The organism is Methylobacterium sp. 092160098-2 (assembly GCF_028920805.1).
GTDB lineage: Bacteria > Pseudomonadota > Alphaproteobacteria > Rhizobiales > Beijerinckiaceae > Methylobacterium > Methylobacterium fujisawaense.
Genome location: NZ_JAQPZJ010000001.1, coordinates 1,438,412 through 1,457,622, shown reverse-complemented (window position 1 = coordinate 1,457,622; position 19,211 = coordinate 1,438,412). Strand labels below are relative to the sequence as shown.

At 71.1% G+C, this 19,211-nt stretch carries 18 protein-coding genes; 8 read left to right on the top strand and 10 right to left on the bottom strand.

From position 1 onward, the window contains the following. Positions 1 to 4 precede the first annotated feature (4 nt). Entirely contained in the window at positions 5 to 3,142 is a 3,138-nt protein-coding gene (locus PQI07_RS06830) for an efflux RND transporter permease subunit (protein WP_043385575.1), read from the bottom strand. Between the two features lie 21 nt (positions 3,143 to 3,163). Continuing rightward, positions 3,164 to 4,450, bottom strand: a complete 1,287-nt coding sequence (locus tag PQI07_RS06825; RefSeq protein ID WP_043353353.1) for an efflux RND transporter periplasmic adaptor subunit — start codon at positions 4,448 to 4,450, stop codon at positions 3,164 to 3,166. 177 nt (positions 4,451 to 4,627) lie between these two features. On the opposite strand from PQI07_RS06825, the gene PQI07_RS06820 reads away from it, so the two are divergent. After that, positions 4,628 to 4,810 (top strand): hypothetical protein, encoded by a 183-nt coding sequence (locus PQI07_RS06820; RefSeq protein ID WP_043353351.1) that lies wholly within the window; start codon positions 4,628 to 4,630, stop codon positions 4,808 to 4,810. A 128-nt stretch (positions 4,811 to 4,938) separates the two neighbouring features. On the opposite strand, the gene PQI07_RS06815 is transcribed toward PQI07_RS06820, so the two are convergent. The 3 genes from PQI07_RS06815 to PQI07_RS06805 form a co-directional block, all read right to left on the bottom strand. After that, positions 4,939 to 5,973 (bottom strand): glycosyltransferase, encoded by a 1,035-nt coding sequence (locus PQI07_RS06815; RefSeq protein WP_274926332.1) that lies wholly within the window; start codon positions 5,971 to 5,973, stop codon positions 4,939 to 4,941. Then, positions 5,970 to 7,064: a glycosyltransferase family 2 protein gene (locus tag PQI07_RS06810; RefSeq protein ID WP_182591246.1), complete on the bottom strand. Its 1,095-nt coding sequence runs from the start codon at positions 7,062 to 7,064 to the stop codon at positions 5,970 to 5,972. The genes PQI07_RS06815 and PQI07_RS06810 overlap by 4 nt, the downstream gene beginning before the upstream one ends. A 113-nt stretch (positions 7,065 to 7,177) precedes the next feature. Beyond that, positions 7,178 to 8,272: a glycosyltransferase family 4 protein gene (locus tag PQI07_RS06805; protein WP_274926331.1), complete on the bottom strand. Its 1,095-nt coding sequence runs from the start codon at positions 8,270 to 8,272 to the stop codon at positions 7,178 to 7,180. A gap of 332 nt (positions 8,273 to 8,604) precedes the next feature. On the opposite strand from PQI07_RS06805, the gene PQI07_RS06800 reads away from it, so the two are divergent. Both PQI07_RS06800 and PQI07_RS06795 read left to right on the top strand, forming a co-directional pair. Continuing rightward, positions 8,605 to 9,585 carry an SPFH domain-containing protein gene (locus PQI07_RS06800; RefSeq protein ID WP_179697653.1) on the top strand — a complete coding sequence of 327 codons (981 nt, stop codon included), beginning with the start codon at positions 8,605 to 8,607 and terminating at the stop codon, positions 9,583 to 9,585. 8 nt (positions 9,586 to 9,593) lie between these two features. Next, the gene (locus PQI07_RS06795; protein ID WP_043385561.1) at positions 9,594 to 10,049 is read left to right on the top strand and encodes an NfeD family protein; all 456 of its coding nucleotides are present in this window, start codon (positions 9,594 to 9,596) and stop codon (positions 10,047 to 10,049) included. A gap of 23 nt (positions 10,050 to 10,072) precedes the next feature. Here PQI07_RS06795 and PQI07_RS06790 read toward each other — a convergent pair whose 3' ends face one another. Then, positions 10,073 to 10,444 (bottom strand): thiol-disulfide oxidoreductase DCC family protein, encoded by a 372-nt coding sequence (locus PQI07_RS06790; protein ID WP_043385558.1) that lies wholly within the window; start codon positions 10,442 to 10,444, stop codon positions 10,073 to 10,075. 75 nt (positions 10,445 to 10,519) lie between these two features. After that, positions 10,520 to 13,399 (bottom strand): phosphoenolpyruvate carboxylase, encoded by a 2,880-nt coding sequence (locus PQI07_RS06785; protein WP_274926330.1) that lies wholly within the window; start codon positions 13,397 to 13,399, stop codon positions 10,520 to 10,522. A gap of 141 nt (positions 13,400 to 13,540) precedes the next feature. Here PQI07_RS06785 and PQI07_RS06780 point away from each other — a divergent pair, with 141 nt between their 5' ends. Next, positions 13,541 to 13,843, top strand: a complete 303-nt coding sequence (locus tag PQI07_RS06780; protein WP_043385555.1) for a hypothetical protein — start codon at positions 13,541 to 13,543, stop codon at positions 13,841 to 13,843. Further along, positions 13,840 to 14,523, top strand: coding sequence for a hypothetical protein (locus tag PQI07_RS06775; RefSeq protein WP_274926329.1), 684 nt, complete (start codon positions 13,840 to 13,842; stop codon positions 14,521 to 14,523). The genes PQI07_RS06780 and PQI07_RS06775 overlap by 4 nt, the downstream gene beginning before the upstream one ends. 3 nt (positions 14,524 to 14,526) lie before the next feature. On the opposite strand, the gene PQI07_RS06770 is transcribed toward PQI07_RS06775, so the two are convergent. Continuing rightward, positions 14,527 to 14,886, bottom strand: coding sequence for a helix-hairpin-helix domain-containing protein (locus PQI07_RS06770; protein WP_075381290.1), 360 nt, complete (start codon positions 14,884 to 14,886; stop codon positions 14,527 to 14,529). Positions 14,887 to 15,124: 238 nt separating this feature from the next. On the opposite strand from PQI07_RS06770, the gene rpmF reads away from it, so the two are divergent. After that, entirely contained in the window at positions 15,125 to 15,313 is a 189-nt protein-coding gene (gene rpmF / locus PQI07_RS06765) for a 50S ribosomal protein L32 (protein ID WP_003601373.1), read from the top strand. 19 nt (positions 15,314 to 15,332) lie between these two features. On the opposite strand, the gene PQI07_RS06760 is transcribed toward rpmF, so the two are convergent. Together PQI07_RS06760 and phaR are read right to left on the bottom strand one after the other, a co-directional pair. After that, the gene (locus PQI07_RS06760) at positions 15,333 to 15,647 is read right to left on the bottom strand and encodes a hypothetical protein (RefSeq protein WP_043385547.1); all 315 of its coding nucleotides are present in this window, start codon (positions 15,645 to 15,647) and stop codon (positions 15,333 to 15,335) included. A 95-nt stretch (positions 15,648 to 15,742) separates the two neighbouring features. Then, positions 15,743 to 16,333, bottom strand: coding sequence for a polyhydroxyalkanoate synthesis repressor PhaR (phaR, locus tag PQI07_RS06755; protein WP_043385545.1), 591 nt, complete (start codon positions 16,331 to 16,333; stop codon positions 15,743 to 15,745). A 325-nt stretch (positions 16,334 to 16,658) separates the two neighbouring features. Between phaR and PQI07_RS06750 the strand changes: the two genes are divergently transcribed. Both PQI07_RS06750 and phbB read left to right on the top strand, forming a co-directional pair. Beyond that, entirely contained in the window at positions 16,659 to 17,843 is a 1,185-nt protein-coding gene (locus PQI07_RS06750) for an acetyl-CoA C-acetyltransferase (protein ID WP_043385543.1), read from the top strand. Between the two features lie 114 nt (positions 17,844 to 17,957). Further along, positions 17,958 to 18,686 (top strand): acetoacetyl-CoA reductase, encoded by a 729-nt coding sequence (phbB, locus tag PQI07_RS06745; protein WP_043347469.1) that lies wholly within the window; start codon positions 17,958 to 17,960, stop codon positions 18,684 to 18,686. Positions 18,687 to 19,211: the final 525 nt, after the last annotated feature.

The following is a 19,211-nucleotide window of genomic DNA, read 5'->3' as shown; positions in this document are numbered from 1 at the left end:
GGGCCTATTCCGCGGCGATCCGCGGCGGCAGCGGATGCCCGTCGTTGGCCGGATGGGCCGGGTCGAAGGTCGTGGCATCCTCCGGGTCGTCGCGCTCGCCCACGAAGCGGCCGAACAGGCGCTTCAGCAGGCGCGACAGGTCGTCCATCAGGACGAAGATCGCCGGCACGAAGACCAGGGACAGCACCGTCGAGACGATCAGGCCGCCGATCACCGCCACCGCCATGGGCGAGCGGAACTCGCCGCCGATCCCGTAGGCCATCGCCGACGGCACCATGCCGGCCGCCATGGCGATGGTGGTCATCACGATCGGTCGGGCGCGCTTGCGGCCCGCATCCACGATGGCGACGTTCCGGTCGACGCCGGCGCGGATCTGCTCCACGGCGAAATCCACCAGCATGATGGCGTTCTTGGTCACGACGCCCATCAGCATCAGGATGCCGATCACCACCGGCATCGAGATCGGCATGTGGCAGATCAGCAGGGCCAGGATCGCGCCGCCGATGGAGAGCGGCAGCGAGAACAGGATGGTCAGCGGCTGCAGGAAGTTGCCGAACAGCAGGATCAGCACGCCGAAGACCATCATCAGGCCGGCGCCCATGGCGAGCGCGAAGCCCTCGAACACCTCGCCCATGACTTCTGCGTCGCCGGTCTGGCTGATCGTCACCCCGGGCGGCAGGTTCTTGGCCGTCGGCAGGTTCATCACCTGGGTGATCAGCTCGGCGAGCGCATCGGTGCCCTGCATGTCGCCCTCGAGGGCGACGCGCACGGCGCGGTCGTAGCGGTCGATGCCGGTCGGGCCCTGGCCGAGGCTGATATCGGCGACGGTGGCGAGCGGCACGGCGGCCCCGCCCTTGACCGGCACCTTCAGGGTCTCGAGATCGGAGAGCCGGCCGCGCAGGCGCTCGGGCAGCTGCACGCGGATCGGCACCTGCCGGTCGGTGGCGTTGAACTTGGCGAGGTTCATGCCGATGTCGCCGATCGTGCCGACCCGCACCGTCTCGGCGATGGTGTCCGTGCTGACGCCGAGGTCGGCTGCCACCGCGGGCTTCGGCCGGATCCGCACCTCGGTCCGGTCGAGCGGCGCCGTCGACATGACGTTGACGAGGTGGGGGACCCGCTGGGCCTCGCGCTGGAGCTTGGCGGCGACCTCCGCCACCACGGCCTTGTCGGGGCCGGCGATGATCAGCGCGAGATCGCGCTGGCCGCCCTCGCGCAGGGCCCAGAACCGCAGGTCCGGCTCCTCCCGCAGGATCGCCGCGACCTCGGCGTCGACCTGCTTCTGGGTCTTGTGGCGGGCGTTCTTCGGGGTGAGGTTGATGGTCAGGCTCGCGAGCCGCACCTCCTTCTTGGCCGGCAGCTGGCGGCCGCCGTCCACGAACACGCTCTTCACCTCGGGCAGCGCGCGGATCTTCTCCTCGATGCGGTCGGTGACCCGGACCGTGTCCGGGAGCCGGGCGCCCGGCGGCAGCTCGACCACGAACAGGGTGCGGGCCTGGTCCTCCGCCGGCAGGAAGCCCGCGGGCAGCAGGCCCGTGGAGGCGATCGAGGCGGCGAAGCACGCGATGCCGAGCACCAGCGTGATGAACTTGTGCCGGACCGACCAGGCGACGAGGCGGGTGTAGCCGCGCATCACGAAGCCGTCCCGCTCGTGGTCCGGCCCGTGGTCGCGCAGGAAGTAGGCGGCGAGCAGCGGCGTGATCAGCCGCGCCACGAGCAGCGACATGAACACCGCCGCCGCGATGGTCAGGCCGAACTGCTTGAAATACTGGCCGGCGATGCCGCCCATGAAGGAGACCGGCGAGAAGATCGCGATGATCGTCGCCGTGATGGCGATGACCGCCAGCCCGATCTCGTCGGCGGCCTCGAGAGACGCGCGGTAGGGCGACTTCCCCATCCGCATGTGCCGGACGATGTTCTCGATCTCCACGATCGCGTCGTCCACCAGGATGCCGGTGACCAGGGTGATCGCCAGCAGGCTCACGGCGTTGAGCGAGAAGCCGAGTGCGCTCATCACCCAGAAGGTCGGCAGCACCGAGAGCGGCAGCGCCACGGCGGCGATCAGCGTCGCCCGCCAGTCCCGCAGGAACAGCAGCACCACCACGACCGCGAGGGCTGCGCCCTCGATCAGGCCCATCATGGCCGAGTGGTAGTTGCCGATCGTGTTGACGACGCTGGTGTCGATCAGGTCGAACCGCACGTTCGGGTTCGCCGCATGGAGCGCCGCGATCTTCTTGGCGACGCCCACCGAGACGTCGGCGTCGCTGGCGCCGCTCGCCCGGGAGATCGCGAAGGCGACCACCGGCTCGCCGTTGAAGCGCGCGAAGGTGCGGGGTTCCTCGGCGGTGTCGGACAGGGTCGCCAGCTCGTCGAGGCGGACCTTGCGGTTGCCCGGCACGACGATGGAGGTCTTGGCCAGCGTCTCGAGGCTCGCCGAGGCGGCGAGCGCCCGGATCGACTGCTCCTGGCCGCCGACCTCGGCCCGGCCGCCGGCCATGTCGGCCGAGGTCAGGCGCAGCTGCCGGTTCACGTCCGCGGCGGTGATGCCCAGCGCCAGCAGCCGGTCGGGCTTCAGGGTGACGCGGATCTCCCGGGCGACGCCGCCCAGGCGCTCGACGCCGCCGACGCCCTTCACGCTCTGCAGGCCGCGGGCGACCACGTCGTCCACGAACCACGATAGGTCCTCGGGGGTCATGGCGGGCGCGGAGGCGCCGTAGACCATGATCGGCAGGCCGGCGATCTCCACGCGGGAGACGATCGGTTCGTCGATGGTGCGCGGCAGGTTCTGCCGGATCTTGGCGATGGCGTCCTTGACGTCGTTGGTCGCCCGATCCTGGTTTACCTCCAGGCGGAACTCGATCGTCGTCGTCGAGGTCCCCTCCGTGATGGTCGAGAGGATGTGCTTGACGCCCTTCACGCCGGCGACCGAATCCTCGACCCACTTGGTCACCTGGGTCTGCAATTCGGACGGGGCCGCCCCCGATTGGGTGATCGTCACCGAGACGATCGGGATGTCGATGTTGGGAAAGCGGGTGATCGGCAGCGAGCGGAAGCTCACCAGCCCGAGGATCATCAGGACCAGGAACAGGACCACCGAGGGCAGGGGCTTGCGGATCGCCCAGGCGGAGACGTTGAGGCGCATGGCCGGATCCTTCGACTCGTCCTACCGCGGGGCCGCGTCGGCGATCGGCGTGCTGCTGGCGGCAGCCGGCACGGGGCGTACCCGGTCGCCGTCGCGCAGGAAGCTGCCGGCGCGGGCCACGACGCTCTCGCCGGCGGCGACGCCCGCGCGGATCTCCGTGAAGCCCTCGGCGGAGAGGCCCGTGGTCACGGGCCGCGCCTCGACGCGCCCGTCCTTCACCACGAGGACGCTGGCGCGGCCGTCGGCGGCGTAGAGCAGGCTGGAGACCGGCACGGCGATGCCCGTACGGCGCGCGATCTCCACGTTGCCGCGGGCGAAGGCGCCGATGCGCAGGGCCGGATCGTCGCCGAGGCGGATGCGCACCTTGCCGAGCCGCGTCGCCCGGTCGACCTCCGGATAGACCCGGCGCACCGTGCCGGCGAGGCGGCGGCCGTCGTCGAGGTCGAGGCTCGCCGGATTGCCGACCTGGAGGCGCGCCAGGGACGTCTCGGGCACCTCGCCCTCCAGCTCGATCTCGCCCCGGGCGATCAGCCGGAACAGCGGCTCGGCCGCCGCGGTGGCGGTGGCCCCGATCCGGGCGGTGCGGCGGTTGATGATTCCGGCCTCGGGGGCGCGGATATCGGTGCGGGCCCGCCGCAGGGCGATCTCGGAGCCCGCGGCGCGGGCGGTGGCGAGGTCGGCCTGGGCGGATTGCAGACCGCCCTTGGCGGCGGCGAGGCGCCCTTCCGCCCCCTGGGCCGCCGAGACGCGCTGCTCCAGCACGGCCGCGGTGGCGTTGCCGGTCTTGGCCAGCGCCTGGGCGCGTTCCAGGGACTGACGCGCCTCGACGTTGGCGGCCTCCGCCTGGACGATCTGGCTCCGGGCCTGGACGATGGCCGCCTCGGCCCGGGCGATCGCCGCGGCGTTGGAGGCCTCCTGCGTGGCGATCATCTCCAGCGACAGCTTGGCGAGGACCTGCCCCTTGGTGACGCGGTCGCCCTCCTCGACGAGCAGGTCGGTGATGCGCAGGCCCTCGACTTCGGGGGATACGAGGATCTCGTCCCGGGGGACCAGCGTGCCGGTGACGACGGCCCGCTCGACGATCTCGCGGCTCTCGGCCGGCACGACGGTCACCGCCGGGGCGATGGCGGCCGCGTCGGGAACGGCGGCAGTCTCGACGGCCCGGGCCGGCGCCGCGGCGAGGATCGCGAGCCCGCACAGGAGACTGAGGCGGGACGCGCGCCAACGGACATACTTCACGACGGGGGCCTCACAATCGGCGCTCGATTGATCTTGTCTCTCCCTCGCCGGGCAGGTCGGCGTTTTCATGGCGAGTCATCCTGGATGCGGATGAGAATAGCGCCATTGCGCGATGCCGTCGCCGGGCCTCGCGCCGCAGGGGATTGGCGCCGACGAACCGCGGCTGTTGCGTTCGGTCCCCCTGCAACCGGCGACGAACGGCGACGTTAATACCGCGAAGGTCTTTTCGCGACCGGGGAGGGATCGATGAGCATTTTCCAGATTAGGCAGACAAAGAGCGGCGCCGTGCTCTGGACCGGGGCGGCCGATGACGAGCAGACGGCCCTCGACGCGATGGCGCGCGAGGCGGGATATCGTGACTTCTCTTCGCTGCCGGACGCGATCCGCGCCGACGGGATCGAGGCCGCGAAGCTCGATCTGATCTCCTGAGCCCAACCTGAAACACGTCCGCCGGAGCGAGCTTCGCTTCGGCGGCGGTGCGTTTAAAGACGGACCTCGCTCTCCCGCCTCGATGCGCCCGTAAGGACGCCCGCCCCGGACCGTCGCGGGCCGATCATTCAGAGGTGCCGCACCAACGCCTCGATCGCCGCTGCGCAGCCCCGGACCGCATCCGGATCGTGCAGGGCGCCGATCACCGCCGGGTCGAGGGCGAGGCCGTCCCGGATCAGGCCCGGCCAGGCCGAGGCCGGGGGCCAGCCCGGATGGACGATCGCGGCGCCGAGCCGCGCCAGCGCCTCCGCCTTCTCGGTCTGCTCGCCGTAGGCCCGCTCCTCCGGCAGGCAGAGGAAGCGCTTCGCCTGCGCGGCGGCGAGCGCGACCACACCGTCGCCGCCGCCGCCAACCAGCAGCGCCGCCTGCGCCACCCGCGCCTCGACGTCGGGGACCCAGCCGTGCAGGTGCAGGTTGTCCGGCATCTCGCCGCTGCCCGAGACCGGCCCGAGGACGTGCCAGGGCCGGTCGGGCACCGCCCGCGCCGCCGCGGCGAGATCCGCGAGGCTGCCCCCCGTGCCGCCGCGGCCGAACACCACCACGATGTCCCGGCTGCCCTCGGTGAGCCCTTGGGCCGGAGCGCCGAGGAAGCCCGCATACAGCGTCTTGGCCCGGACCCAGTCCGGGACGGACGACCCGTCGAGCGCGGCGGGGAAGGGCGCCAGCAGTCGCGTGGCGCTGCGGAAGGCTTCGAGGTGTGGCCGGTCGGTCCGCGTTCCGGCAAGCCGCACCACCAGGGTCGGCACCGACAGCAGGCGCGCCAGGAGCGCGACCTCCACCGAGACGTCGACCACGAGCAGGGCCGGGTCCGTTCGCTCCGCCCAGGCGGCGATGCGTGCCATCCGGGCGCAAATGCCGGGATGGTTCAGAGGGGCGTAGTGGAGCGACTCCGGCCGCTCGGCCTCGCCGTCCCGGCCGTCGAAGGCCGCGGCGCCGAGGGGGCGATCATCGGGCAGGTCGACGACGTCGAGGCCGGCGGTGTCGAAGCCGGCGAGCGTACCGAGGATCGTGCAGGGTCGAGGCAGGGCCCCCGCGACGGCCCGGGCGCGCTGGAGATGGCCGGCGCCCTGGTGGTGGACGTACCAGCCGATGCCGCGGGTCACGCGGCGGCCTTCAGGGAAAGGGCGAGGGCGTCGAGATCCGCGACCGCTTGATCCAGGGCACATTCCCGCGCCGGCGCGCTGCGGGATTCGAGGATGCGGTCGGCCCGCTCCACGAAGGCGATGTCGTTGGGGCAGGCGCCGACGGAGGCGAGATCTTCCGGGGCGAGCCCGAGCCGCCCGCAGGCTGCGACGCGGGCCTCGGGGTCCAGATGGAAGGCCCGGCGCAGCGCCGCCCGGCGCAGGATCAGCGCCTGCCAATGGGCGGCCTCCGGCAGCAGGTAGGCCTCTCCGTGAAGGACACGGGCGCGGCGCAGCATCTCTGTGGCCATGCCCCCCGAGACCCGCCCCTGATGGCGGGACGAGACCAGCACATGCACCTCCGGGCAGTGGCGCAGGCGCGCCCCGTTGGCGCGCAGCAGCCCGACGAGGGCATTGTCCTCGCCGCAGGGCAGCGCCGGCAGTCCCCCGACCGCCCGGTACAGGACGGCCGGAACGGCGAGGCTCGCCCCGGTATGGTCGCCGTGGCGGGGGGCGGGATCGTGCGGCGGCGGGTCCAGGAGATCCTCCAGGCGGCGGACACCGGACCAGTAGCGCTCGATGCGTGCGTGCAGGGCCACGAGGTCGGGATCCGCGGTGCCGTCCTCGTCGATCACGAGCCGGCCGCCGACGACGTCCGCGGCCTCCAACGCGCGCAGGTTCGCCGTCACCCAGTCGGCGGGCAGGCGGGCATCCGCGTCGGTGGTGAGGAGGATTCCGTCCGGCTGTCCGTCGGCCTCCAGCCAGTCGGCCCCGGCCTCCAGCGCCATGCGCCGGGCCGTGCCGACATGGGCCTCAGCGCCGGCCAGCTCGACGTCGGTCAGGCGGAGGGCGAGGGTTGCGAGAATGCCCGAGGCTTCGACATCCCGCACCGCCTGGACGGTCCCGTCCGTGCAGTTGTTGGTGAGAACCACAACCCTGAGGGGCGCCCGTGCCGAGACGCCCTCCTGCGCGGCCAGGGAGGCGAGCAGGCGGGGCAGGCGCTCGGCCTCGTTCCGGGCGGGAATGCAGACGACGCAGGGCAGGGGGGCCGGATGGTCGGCGTCCGTGGTCATGTCAGGTCTCCCGTGGCACCGTCATGCGCCGCGGAGGTCGGGGGCGGGGCGTCGAGCCGCCGGGCTCCGGGCTCGGGTGCGGAAATGCGGCACGGCGCGCGTATCTGCGCCGCTCAGCTGCGTCCTCCGGCGACGCGCAGGGCGGGCCGCGCCCGCTCGGCGCAGCGCGCGATCACCGCATCGTACGCTTCCAGGTAGCGTCCTGTCATGGCGGTGGCGTCGTAGAGCGCCTCGGCCCGGTCGCGGCAGGCCCGGCGCGACAGGCCGGCGGCCTCCCGGATGGCCACTGCGAGATCCTGCGGATCGTCCGGACGGGCGAGGCGGCCGCAGGACGCGTCCAGGATGTCAGGCATGGCACCGCGGCGGAAGGCGGCCACGGGGGTGCCGCAGGCGAGCGCCTCCGCCACGACGAGGCCGAAGGGCTCTTCCCAGCGGGGCGAGACGATCGCGACCCGCGCCCGGCCGAGATGATGGGCCAGATCCCGGTGCGCGAGATGGCCGAGATGCGTCAGGTCCGGCCCCATGCGTGGGGCGATCTCGGCGGCCCAGTAGCCGGGATTGAGCTTCGGGCCGGCGAAGGTCAGCGGCAGCCCGGCGGCGCGGGCGGCGTCGATGGCGAGGTGCAGACCCTTCTCGGGCACGATTCGGCCCGACCAGAAGGCGAAGGCCGGAACGTCGGCTTCTTCCGAGAACACGAAGGTCGACAGATCGACGCCGTTGTCGACCACCTGCGCGTTCGGGACGAGATGCGCCCATTCCTGCGCCAGCGACGGCGAGACCGCGAGGAAGGCCATGTCGGGATCGGCATCGACGATGCCGGCGACCAGGGACTCGAAGGGCGGCGTGTGCAGCACTGTCACCCAAGGGAGGCCGATCCGGGTGCTCTCGCACAGCGGCAGCGCGTGCAGGGAATTGTTGTGGACCAGATCGAAGCCCCCGGCCGCAACCATCTCCATCATGCGCCGGTAGGCCTCGTGCTCCGCCCGGTCGATCGCCTCCTCGCGGTCCGGGTCCAGGAGGGCGTCCCCGGTAGGATCGCAGAGCATCACGGGATCGAGCGCCGGGTCCGAGCCCCGGCTGGCGAACAGCGTGACGTCGTGCCCGTGCCGCTTCAGCGCGACGGTGAGGAGATGCGTGTGCATCTCCAAGCCGCCGGCATAGGGCTGGCCGATCGGGTATTTCAGATGTGCGAGGACAGCGATCTTCACGCGCGCACCGGATCCGGTTGGGTGGGGATTTCTGCCGCCCGCAGCGGCGCGAAAGGACTTCTTTCCGCGGCGAGGGTGGCGGGGATCATGCCGAATGTTTCTTCAACAAGCGTTGCGTTGGAGGGTCTGGAGCGACGACGAACGCGACGCTTGCCGACTTCCTAAGCGCCGCGGCCTGAACCAAAGATGATCGAAATGAATGGGGGCCCGTTCACGCCGGGCTGCGGCGGCCCCGTTTCTCGGCTGTCCGGGACCGCGGTCGCGAGGCGCGCATCAGCCTGCTAGGCTGCGTCTCGCGCGCCGGACGCGCGGCCGGGACGGAGAGGGTGTCGATGGGGCTGCCGTTCGGGCTGAGCGTCTTCGCGGTGGGCGTTGCGGCGCTGGCGGTCATCACCCTGGCCGCGGGCGTGAAGATCGTCCCCCAGGGCTACGTCTACACGGTGGAGCGTTTCGGCCGCTACGCCCGCAGCCTCGATGCCGGCCTCGGACTGATCACCCCCTTCGTCGAGCGGATCGGCCGGCGGGTGAACGTCATGGAGCAGGTGATCGACGTGCCGAGCCAGCAGGCCTTCACCCGCGACAATGCCGGCGTCACCATCGACGCGGTGGTGTTCTACCAAGTGCTCGACGCGGCGCGCGCCTCCTACGAGGTCTCGAACCTCGACCTCGCCGCCACCACCCTGACGATGACCAACATTCGCACCGTGGTCGGCGCGATGGATCTCGACCAGCTCCTCGCCCACCGTGACGAGATCAACGAACGCCTGCTCCGGGTGATGGATGCGGCGGCCTCGCCCTGGGGCGTCAAGATCAACCGGATCGAGATCAAGGATATCGTGCTCCCGGCCGATCTCGCCGGGGCCATGGCCCGCCAGATGAAGGCCGAGCGCGAGAAGCGCGCCTCGATCCTGGAGGCGGAGGGGCAGCGTGCCGCCGAGATCCTCCGGGCCGAGGGACGCAAGCAATCGGCGATCCTGGAGGCGGAGGGCCGGCGCGAGGCCGCCTTCCGCGACGCGGAGGCCCGTGAGCGCTCCGCCGAGGCCGAGGCGGCGGCGACCGGCATGGTCAGCCGGGCGATCGCGGAGGGCGACATCGCGGCGGCGAATTTCCTCGTGGCCGAGAAATACGTCGAGGCCGTACGGGCGATCGCCACCGCGCCGAACCAGCGGGTGGTCGTGGTGCCGATCGAGGCGGCGGCTCTCGCCGGCACCCTAGGCGGGATCGGTGAACTCACCCGCACCGTGTTCGGCGATGGTCCCTCGGCGCCCAGGCGCACCGGAACGCCGCCCAACGTCGCCCCGCCGCGGACCTGACGCCGGCGATGCCCGCCTCCGTCGCCGACGCCGTCGCGGCTCTCGGGCCGGCCTGGAGCTGGGTGATCGCCGGGCTGGCCCTGGCGGGGGCCGAGATCCTGCTACCCGGCGTCTTCCTGATCTGGCTCGGCCTCGCCGCCGTCGCGACGGGCGTGGCCGCCGCCGCGCTGCCCCTGCCCTGGCAGGGTCAGACCCTGCTGTTCGCGGTGCTGGCCGTCGGCTTGGTCGCCGTCGCGGCGCGCCTGCAGCGGCGGGGTGCCGGACCGCCGGCTCCCGCGCTGAACCGCGCCGACAGGGGCCTCATCGGGCGCGCCGGCGTGCTCGACGAGCCGATCGTGCAGGGGGCTGGCCGCATCCGCTTCGACGATACGCTCTGGCGGGTCGAGGGACCCGATCTACCGGCCGGGGCACGGGTTCGGGTGACAGCCATTCGCGGGACGATCCTGCAGGTGGAGGCCGCGTGAGCGCGTCTCCGCGGATCCCCGCCTCAGGCTGAGGCCCGGGGCCGTTCGAATCGCCGGGCGAGGTGCTGCAGCCGGGGCCTGACCCTCAGGAACACGCCGTAGAGCCGCTCAAGGACCTGCAGGACGCGGCCCGACCGCGCGAGGAGCCCGAGCGGGCGCAGAACCGGGATCGCGCGCCACATCGCCGCGAAGGCCGCGGCGCCGGTGAGGACGGACTCGCCCTCGCGGGCATGGAAGCGCGCCAGCATGTCCGCCCGCGAGGCCGGGCAGGTGTCCGCATCCTCTGTCACGTCGACGAAGGTGATCGCGCCGCGCCGGTCCAGCCGGCGCATCAGCGCGATCTCGCGCCGGCAGAGGGGGCAGCCTCCATCGAACCAGACGACGACCTGTTCCATGGTCGACGATATAGGCCGGCGCCGAGGTCGGGCCAGATCGCGCGTCCGGCCCCGGCCTGCGGGACGGCGTCGCGGTCATCCGAACGCGCCGACCTCGTGCTGGATCATCCCGGAGATCTCGCGGACCTGGTCGAACATCCGGCGGATCGGCTGGAACAGGTTGGCGTGCTCCGCCTCGTAGGTGCCGACGTCCCGCGGGCCGGCCGGCTCGCCGAAGTTCAGGCCGAGCGTCGGATCCGGCGTGATCGGGAAGATCGCGTCGAGGAGCTTCAGGCAGCCGTCGATGTCCAGCCGCAGGAAGCGCTCCAGCAGCTGCTCGCGGGAGATGCCCGCCTGGGGCCGGAAACCCGGGATGTGCACCGCCAGGAACCAGATCCGGTGGATCAGCGCGAGCCGCAGGGCGTGGAGCAGGGTCAGCCGCGCCGACATGGCGGGAAGGTCCGGGGCGGCCGCGCGCAGGGCGAGCCAGTCGCGGGTCAGGCGTCCGAACAGGTTCCGGAGCGCGGGGGCGAGATCGAGGCGCTCCAGGGCCCCGGAGATCACGACCAGCTCGTCCCTGCGGAAATCCTTCTGCGTGCGCCGCGCCCGCTCCAGCCACACGGCCGGATCGAGGGTGTCGATATAGGCGCGCAGCACGTCGAGGTCGCCCACCGAGGCGGCGTGCTGCACCAGCCGGAAGGCCCGGGAGAAGCGCACCGAATCGCGGCGCATGTCGCGGAACAGGTCCGGGCCGCGCTGGGCGGCCCGGCCGATCCCGTGCAGGGAATTCGCCAGGAAGCCGAGCTGGTGCAGGATCGCGTTGTTGGGGATCGCCCGCATCTGGCGCGGATGGGTGATCCGCGCCGGGCCGCCATTGTCGGTCTGGCGTGCCACCGGACGTGAGCCGGTCCGGTCGATCAGGCTCGGGCCGAAGGTGCCGAGCAGGGCGGCGTAGCCCGGATCGTCGACCAGCGCCTCCATGTCCTGGCGGGCCGCGGTGAAGAATTCGAGGGCGAAATCCGGCTCGGCGTAGATCGGATCGACCTTGGCGTCGGCCGCCTTGGGATGGTCGTTCAGGGCGTAGTCCGAGAACGAATCCTCCTCCGTCACGTCGAGCGCGTAGACGTGCTCGGCGATGCGGGCGACGCTGGCGCGGGCCAGCGCCTCGGTGCCGTACAGCAGGTAGCCGTCGGTGCCCTGGAAGCTCGATTCGAGCCGGACCCGGATGCCGGCCTTGCGGGCGCGGTCCCGCGCATCCTCGGGGGCGAGGTAGGCGAGGCGGTCGCGCAGGGAGGTCGGATGGGCGCCGCGCCCGATCGATTCGCCGTGCGTGTCGAAGATCGCGAGCTCGACGTCGGACAGGCCGTTCTGGAGCAGCATCTCGGTGATGCGCAGCCGCAGCCGCTCGATCCAGAAGGTCGCCGCGAGCTGGCCGACATAGCGGCCCGAATCGGAATAGCCGAACTGCACGGTCAGCCGGCCGATGCGCTTGAGATACTGGCGCCAGTGGGGGTTGCGCAGGGCGTCGTCGAGCACCCGGATGCCCTGTTCGAGGGCGCTCGCCGTCTCGAACAGCGGCGTGATCTCCAGCTTGTCGGCGATGCCGTAGTGCCGCGCCAGCCAGAGGGCGGCCAGCAGGGTGTAGCCGGTCTCGGTCTCGGCGATGAGGAAGCGCACCGGATGGGTGCCGTCGACGTGCTTGAGGATCTGGGCGATCGTCATCATCAGCCGGGCGGCCGAGGCCCGCTCGGCCGCGAGCGCCCCGAAATCGACGGCGACCGGCCGGACATCGTTCAGCAGGGTGTGGATCGTCGCGAGGTGCGACCGGCGCCGGGCCGCGTCGGTGGGCTCGCCTTCGAGGTCGATCACCCGGCGTACCGCATTGTGGATCTGGCTGGCGTTCAGCCGGAAATGCGGCAGGGCGTTCGACAGGCCGTGCGTCGCGACGCCCGCGCGCAGGACCGCGATCCGCCGTCTGTCGGCCCCGTCGTCGGCAGCCTCGAGGGCCTTGGTCAGCGCGGCGACGAGGGCGCCCGCGTCGGTCTGGGCGCGCTCGCGCTCGATGATGAGGGCCAGGGCGAAGCGGTGCACCGCCTCAAGGGACGGCTGGTCGCCGAGGCGCGGCGCCACGGTGAGCTGGCGGTTCACCGCCGCCAGCGCGTTCTCGGCGAGGGCACGGACCTCCCGGCACGCGGGACTCGCGGGGAGATCGCGCATCACCCGGTCGAACTGCATCCGCTTCGAGATCAGCCGGTAGCGGAGGGTGTCCCACCATCCGATGTCGGTCCGCCCGTCCGTGTCGCAGCCGACCCAGCTGGCGATGGCGAAGGGGCGGGGCGTCAGTTCGGTCCAGCGGTCGGGCCAGCGGGCGCGGGCGGCGTCGAGCAGGGCGCCGTTGAAGGCGTCGAGGGCGAGCCGCCCGTTATTGGCCGCCGCGCAGGCCTGCTCGAACTCGACGTCGAGGGTGATCGGCGCGTCCGGCCGCGTGGACAAAGTCGCCGCCCGTTCGATCAGCCCGGCGCGGGCCGCAGCGTCGGGCAGGCTTGCGGCCTCGGCGAGGAGGCCGGCGACCGCCCGGGGCATGCCGAAGGTGGGATGGGCGGTGAACACCACCGCGAAGGCGGTGCGGTGGATGAGGGCCGCGAAGGCCTCGACGCTGTCCGACCGGTCGGGGATTGCCGCCACGAGACGGGCGGGAATCCCCGCCTGCGGATCCTCGGGGCTGGCATCGAGCCCGACATAGGCCCGCAGCCGCTCCGCCCGGGCTGCCAGGGCTTCGGCGCGCAGGCGCACGAACAGGCCGTCCAGGTCGCCTGCCGAGATCTCGTTCCTGTCGAACCGCCGGGTGATCGCCAGGGTCACCGCCAGGACGGGATTGCGGAACGGGTCCTCCCGGGCCTGTTCCCGGGCAGCCTCAATCAGTCCGAGGAGGTGCGCCTCCAGTTCCTCGGGCTCGCGGCTCGGCTCGTGCTGCATCGGTCGGTCCCGGCTCCGGTCTGCCCGCATCTACCCGGTCCGGCGGCGCACGCAAGGAGCGTTCCGCACGCGATCGGGGACGCGATCGGACACGCGACGGGGTGGCGGCGGCCTGAACCGCAGGTTAGAGCTTGCCGCCTTATGGAGCGCCTGTTCATCATCCTGGCCATCCTGGTTTTCGCCATCGCCGTCGTCGCCGTCGCCGCGATGGTGGCTCGCGGCCGGCGCGAGCCCCTGCGCATGGGCTCCGACCTCGATCTTGAGGACGAGGATCTGCTCATCGGCTCGGTCGGTCCCCGCAGGAGCCCGATCGACCGCAGCGCACAGGTGCTCGATCCGCGAGTGCTGGATCTGGAAGCGATGGAATTGGAACCGATCCGCGCCCTCGACAGGACGCAGCGCAGCGAGGCGCTCCACCGCGATCCGCCCGGAGGCAGCCGATGACGGTGAGCCTGCGCGGGGCGGCCGGTCTGCTGCTGGCCGGCCCCCTCTACCTGACGATGGCGCAGTCCGTTTCGGCCGCGCCGGGCGGAAAGCCGCCTGCGCCGGACGTTCCGGCACAGACCGCGCCCGCTGCGCCGGCTCCCGCCCCGGAGCCGAGTGCCCCTCAGGCGACGAGCCCGACGCCGGCGGCCGGCCCGGCCCTCGAGCAGCCCTGTGGGACCCAGGCGGCCCGCTTCGAGAGCGGCAAGGGCTTCAAGATGGTGATCACGCGGTCCGGGCAGATCCGCACGACGAACCCGCTCAGGCCGCTGACGCCCGAACTGAACGAGGTGCTCCAGGTCGTGATTGCCGGGAAGGTCGCCACCGCCTACGGGCCTGACTTCACGACGCTGCGGCGCGGCGGCGCCCCGGCGGGGATCGAGGCGATGCTCGGCGGCCCGATTCGCTGGCAGCCGACGCTGCCGACCTTCCCCGATCCGATCGCGATCGTCACCGAGGAGGGCACGCCGCTGGCGCAGCTCACCTTCCGCGCCTGCGAGACGCCGCCCGCCGTCAAGGCGCCGAAGGAGCCGAAGGCCGAGGCCCGCAAGAAGGCGCCCCGGCACGCGGCGCCGAAGGCCGCCGCGGCCCCGAAGACGCCCCCCGGCTTCTCCATGCCTCAGGGGGCGATCGCCGAGTAGCGGCTACTTCTGCTTGGCGATGACCTTGTCCTTGATGCCGTCGTAGACGGTCTTCGGGATGATCTTCTTGGAGACGAGATCGTCCTTCCCGCGATACGGCCGCCCCTTGATGATCGCGGCCGCGCGCGCCGCGCCGATACCCGGCAGGGCGTCGAGTTCCTCGCTGCTGGCGCTGTTGAGGTCGATGAGAGCGCCCTTTGCGGCGTTGGGCGATCCGGCCACCGGTGCGCTCGGTGCCATGGGCTTCGCGGGGGCCGTCGGCGCTGCGGTCGTCGGCGTCTGGGGCGCCTGCGCCAGGGCGGGGGCCGCCACGAGGCTCGACAGGAGGGCGAGAAGGGCGAGGGTCTTGGTGGAGGAAGCCATGGCGTTCTCCCGAAGGACGCGGCCCGCTGCGCGGTGCCGTCGTGGCAGATCTGCGACGGCCTGCTTGAACCCGCGCTTAACGCCCGCGCTTAACGGTTGTGGTCCGGCACCCCTAGCCACGGGCCGGCGCCGGAGTTATAAGCCCGCCCTCATCCGTATCCCGCGGTGTGCGTGGCGATCCTCGATTGAGGAGCCGCCCGGGCGCCGCTTTGTCCGCGGCGTCACGAAGGATCCTGCCATGGCCGTTCCGAAGCGAAAGACTTCCCCCTCCCGCCGCGGCATGCGCCGCTCGGCCGACGCCCTGAAGGCGCCGACCTATGTCGAGGACAAGGATTCGGGCGAGCTGCGCCGTCCGCACCACATCGACCTGAAGACCGGCATGTATCGCGGCCGTCAGGTTCTCAAGGTGAAGTCCGCCGAGGCCTGAGCCTCGCGAAGGCGGCGCCTCAGGCGAGGCGCCGCGCGGCCTCCGCGTAGCGCGCGGCGGCCATCTGGGTCCGTGTCAGGCGTGACGGCAGCAGCGTCGGATCGTCGGCCGTGAGCAGCTGGGCGACAAAGCCGGCGCGGGGTCTTCCTCGGCCCGCGCGATCCGCCGGCCGACCCTCCGGTTCCCCCTCGGACCGCCCCCCGTCGATCACCACCAGCGCCTGGGCTGCGGTCTCGGCCGGCTCCGGAGACGCGTCCGGCTCCGACACCGGCTTGCGCCGGGTGGAGCGGACCTGTGTCGGGCCGAGACGGCTGACTGTTCCGATACGCACCATGCGCACACCTTTCGCACGTTTCCGTGCCGATGTCGCAAAGGTGGGGCCGGTGTTTACTAATCGTCAACCCTTTGTTCGCTCGCGCCGACGGGAATTTACTTTTTCGCCAGCGCTTCGAGCCGCTGCTGCATCTCCAGCATCTGGCGCTTGAGATCGTCCAGTTCGCCCCCGGCATAGGGCGTGGGCTGTGTCGGCGCCGGCGGCTGCGTCCCGGGGGCGGGCGGCCCGAAGCCCGTGAACATCTTCATGGCGTCGCCGAAGAAGTTCATGTTGGTGCGCACCTGCTGCTCGATCGCGTTCTGGAACGCCGACGGACCGAAGCTCTGAGCGAATTTCTCGCGGAGCCCGTCCTGATCCTTGGCAAAATTCGCCATGGAGAATTCGAGGAAGCTCGGCACCATTGTGCGCATGCTGTCGCCGTAGAAGCGGATCAGCTGGCGCAGAAAGGCCACCGGGAGCAGGTTCTCGGCGCCGGCCTTGTTCTCCTGCTCGAAGATGATCTGCGTGAGGACCGAGCGGGTGATGTCGTCGCCGGTGCGCGCGTCGTACACGACGAAATCCTCGCCGTTCTGGACCATCGTGGCGAGGTCCTCCAGCGTCACGTAGGTCGAGGTACCTGTGTGATAGAGGCGCCGGTTGGCGTACTTCTTGATGACGGTCTGGGTGGCCTTGACGGTATCCGCCATCGGGAACGGCCTTTCTGGACTCGGGACCGGGGGGCGTTGCAGACGCGCGGTGCAGTCTGGCGGGGCTGTCTTCGCGCCCGCAGCACGATCCTTAAAGCCTTCCCCGGGCGCAGAAAACAGCAAACTGCACCTCTTCAACGCAGAATAATGCAGAGGGTGTGGGGCCGGAGCGCCATTTCAGTTTCGCGGACGCGTCATCGGCACGTTTTGGCGCTTTGATAGACAACCTTGACTTCGCCCATCTCAAGCCCTTCATCCCAGGGCCGGCACAGAGCGCGCCCCAAAACGTGGAAGGCGCGCCGGCTCGCGAGAGGAGAACGTTCACATGGCAGGCAGCGAAGAGATCGTCATCGTCGGGGCCGCGCGCACGCCGGTCGGCTCGTTCGGCGGCGCCTTCGGGGCGGTGCCGGCCCATGAGCTCGGTGCGACCGCCATCAAGGCCGCCCTGGAGCGGGCCAAGGTCTCGCCCGACGATGTGGACGAGGTGATCTTTGGCCAGGTCCTCACTGCGGGCGCCGGCCAGAATCCCGCCCGTCAGGCGGCCATCAAGGCCGGCATTCCCGAGAAGGCCACCGCCTGGGGCCTCAACCAGGTCTGCGGCTCGGGCCTGCGCACGGTCGCGATCGGCATGCAGCAGATCGCCAACGGCGACGCCAAGGTCATCGTCGCCGGCGGCCAGGAATCGATGTCGCTCTCGCCCCACGCGCAGTACCTGCGCGGCGGCCAGAAGATGGGCGACGTCAAGCTCGTCGACACGATGATCAAGGACGGGCTCTGGGACGCCTTCAACGGCTACCACATGGGTCAGACCGCCGAGAACGTCGCCCAGGCCTTCCAGCTCACCCGCGAGCAGCAGGACCAGTTCGCGACCCGCTCGCAGAACAAGGCCGAGGCCGCCCGCAAGGAGGGCCGCTTCAAGGACGAGATCGTCCCCGTCACCGTGCCGGGCAAGAAGGGCGACACCGTCGTGGACACCGACGAGTATATCCGCGACGGCGCCACCCTGGAGGCCATGGCCAAGCTGAAGCCGGCCTTCGCCAAGGACGGCACCGTGACGGCCGCCAACGCCTCGGGCCTCAACGACGGCGCCGCCGCCCTCGTGCTGATGTCGGCCTCGGAGGCCGAGCGCCGCGGCCTGACCCCGCTCGCCAAGATCAAGTCCTGGGCGACCGCGGGCGTCGATCCCAAGGTGATGGGCACCGGCCCGATCCCGGCTTCTCGCAAGGCCCTGGAGAAGGCCGGCTGGAAGCCGTCCGACCTCGACCTGATCGAGGCCAACGAGGCCTTCGCGGCCCAGGCGCTGGCGGTGAACAAGGACATGGGCTGGGACGACGCGAAGGTGAACGTCAACGGCGGCGCCATCGCCATCGGCCACCCGATCGGCGCGTCCGGCGCCCGCGTCCTCGTCACGCTGCTGCACGAGATGAAGCGCCGCGACGCCAAGAAGGGCCTCGCCACCCTCTGCATCGGCGGCGGCATGGGCGTCGCGATGTGCATCGAGCGGACCTGATCGCAGCGGGGCGTCAGCCCCGCTGGACAACTTAGACTTAAGGCCGAGATCACAAAAATTCGCGTGCGGACGCCATCCGCACGCGGCATCACGGGATGCGAACAGGAGGAAACAATGGCTCAAGGACGCGTCGCCCTGGTCACGGGCGGCACTCGCGGTATCGGCGCGGCGATCTCGAAGCGGCTCAAGGACAAGGGCTATCGGGTCGCGGCCAATTACGGCGGCAACGACGAGGCGGCCAACGCCTTCAAGGCCGAGACCGGCATCCCGGTCTTCAAGTTCGACGTGGGCGATCTCGCGAGCTGCGAGGCCGGCATCAAGGCCGTCGAGGCCGAGCTGGGGCCGATCGAGGTGCTGGTGAACAACGCCGGCATCACGCGGGACGGTGCCTTCCACAAGATGACCTTCGACAAGTGGCAGGCGGTCATCAAGACCAACCTCGACTCGATGTTCACCTGCACGCGTCCGCTGATCGAGGGCATGCGCAGCCGCAACTTCGGCCGCATCATCATCATCTCGTCGATCAACGGCCAGAAGGGCCAGGCCGGCCAGACCAACTACTCGGCCGCCAAGGCCGGCGTGATCGGCTTCGCCAAGGCCCTGGCGCAGGAGAGCGCGTCCAAGGGCATCACGGTGAACGTGATCGCGCCGGGCTACATCGCCACCGAGATGGTGATGGCGGTGCCGGAGGAGATCCGCAACAAGATCATCTCCACGATTCCCACGGGTCGCCTGGGCGAAGCCAGCGAGATCGCGCACGCGGTCGAGTACCTCGCCAGCGACGAGGCCGGCTTCGTGAACGGTTCGACGCTGACCATCAACGGCGGCCAGCACTTCGTCTGATCGCCAGCGGGCGCGCCGGATCGATCCGGCGCGTCCGACGCAGGGCCGAGGCCCCCGCGGCCGGTCCCTCTCGCGCCCGATCGCTTCGATGACGGCCGCCTCGGGCTGCGCCTCATCGAGTGCGCCGCGCAGTCGGCGCGCCGCCCGTTCCCCATCGGGGCTCGCTTCGCCCGTGCAGACCGTCGCCGCGGAGAGAGTCCGGCGGCGCCCGCTGATCGCCCGAGTGCCGGACGCCGCGCGGATCCCGCAGATCGGCGACGCGGACGATCCGACCCGGCAAGCCTGACGAAAGTCCTACCTGGCCTGCGCGGTCTCCGCGCGGCTTCGGGATAACGGGCATTGCGGGCAGCGATCGGCCCCGGCGCCCGCGTGTTCTGCGACACGAACAATTCGACCTGCCTCGTATAGACCTTCTTTCATCGGCTCGCGGATGGTCCTGCCGACAGAAATCGAGGTCCCGGGCGTCATGAACAACTGGTTTCACGGTAAATTCGGCGTTCATTTTATCGGTGGCGGCCAGGACAG

Bases quoted from the DNA above. Each gene is read 5' to 3' on its own strand.
- PQI07_RS06830 (WP_043385575.1), bottom strand. From the start codon at position 3,142: ATGCGCCTCAACGTCTCCGCCTGGGCGATCCGCAAGCCCCTGCCCTCG.
- PQI07_RS06825 (WP_043353353.1), bottom strand. From the start codon at position 4,450: ATGAAAACGCCGACCTGCCCGGCGAGGGAGAGACAAGATCAATCGAGC.
- PQI07_RS06820 (WP_043353351.1), top strand. From the start codon at position 4,628: ATGAGCATTTTCCAGATTAGGCAGACAAAGAGCGGCGCCGTGCTCTGG.
- PQI07_RS06810 (WP_182591246.1), bottom strand. From the start codon at position 7,064: ATGACCACGGACGCCGACCATCCGGCCCCCCTGCCCTGCGTCGTCTGC.
- PQI07_RS06800 (WP_179697653.1), top strand. From the start codon at position 8,605: ATGGGGCTGCCGTTCGGGCTGAGCGTCTTCGCGGTGGGCGTTGCGGCG.
- PQI07_RS06795 (WP_043385561.1), top strand. From the start codon at position 9,594: ATGCCCGCCTCCGTCGCCGACGCCGTCGCGGCTCTCGGGCCGGCCTGG.
- PQI07_RS06790 (WP_043385558.1), bottom strand. From the start codon at position 10,444: ATGGAACAGGTCGTCGTCTGGTTCGATGGAGGCTGCCCCCTCTGCCGG.
- PQI07_RS06785 (WP_274926330.1), bottom strand. From the start codon at position 13,399: ATGCAGCACGAGCCGAGCCGCGAGCCCGAGGAACTGGAGGCGCACCTC.
- PQI07_RS06780 (WP_043385555.1), top strand. From the start codon at position 13,541: ATGGAGCGCCTGTTCATCATCCTGGCCATCCTGGTTTTCGCCATCGCC.
- PQI07_RS06775 (WP_274926329.1), top strand. From the start codon at position 13,840: ATGACGGTGAGCCTGCGCGGGGCGGCCGGTCTGCTGCTGGCCGGCCCC.
- PQI07_RS06770 (WP_075381290.1), bottom strand. From the start codon at position 14,886: ATGGCTTCCTCCACCAAGACCCTCGCCCTTCTCGCCCTCCTGTCGAGC.
- rpmF (WP_003601373.1), top strand. From the start codon at position 15,125: ATGGCCGTTCCGAAGCGAAAGACTTCCCCCTCCCGCCGCGGCATGCGC.
- PQI07_RS06760 (WP_043385547.1), bottom strand. From the start codon at position 15,647: ATGGTGCGTATCGGAACAGTCAGCCGTCTCGGCCCGACACAGGTCCGC.
- phaR (WP_043385545.1), bottom strand. From the start codon at position 16,333: ATGGCGGATACCGTCAAGGCCACCCAGACCGTCATCAAGAAGTACGCC.
- PQI07_RS06750 (WP_043385543.1), top strand. From the start codon at position 16,659: ATGGCAGGCAGCGAAGAGATCGTCATCGTCGGGGCCGCGCGCACGCCG.
- phbB (WP_043347469.1), top strand. From the start codon at position 17,958: ATGGCTCAAGGACGCGTCGCCCTGGTCACGGGCGGCACTCGCGGTATC.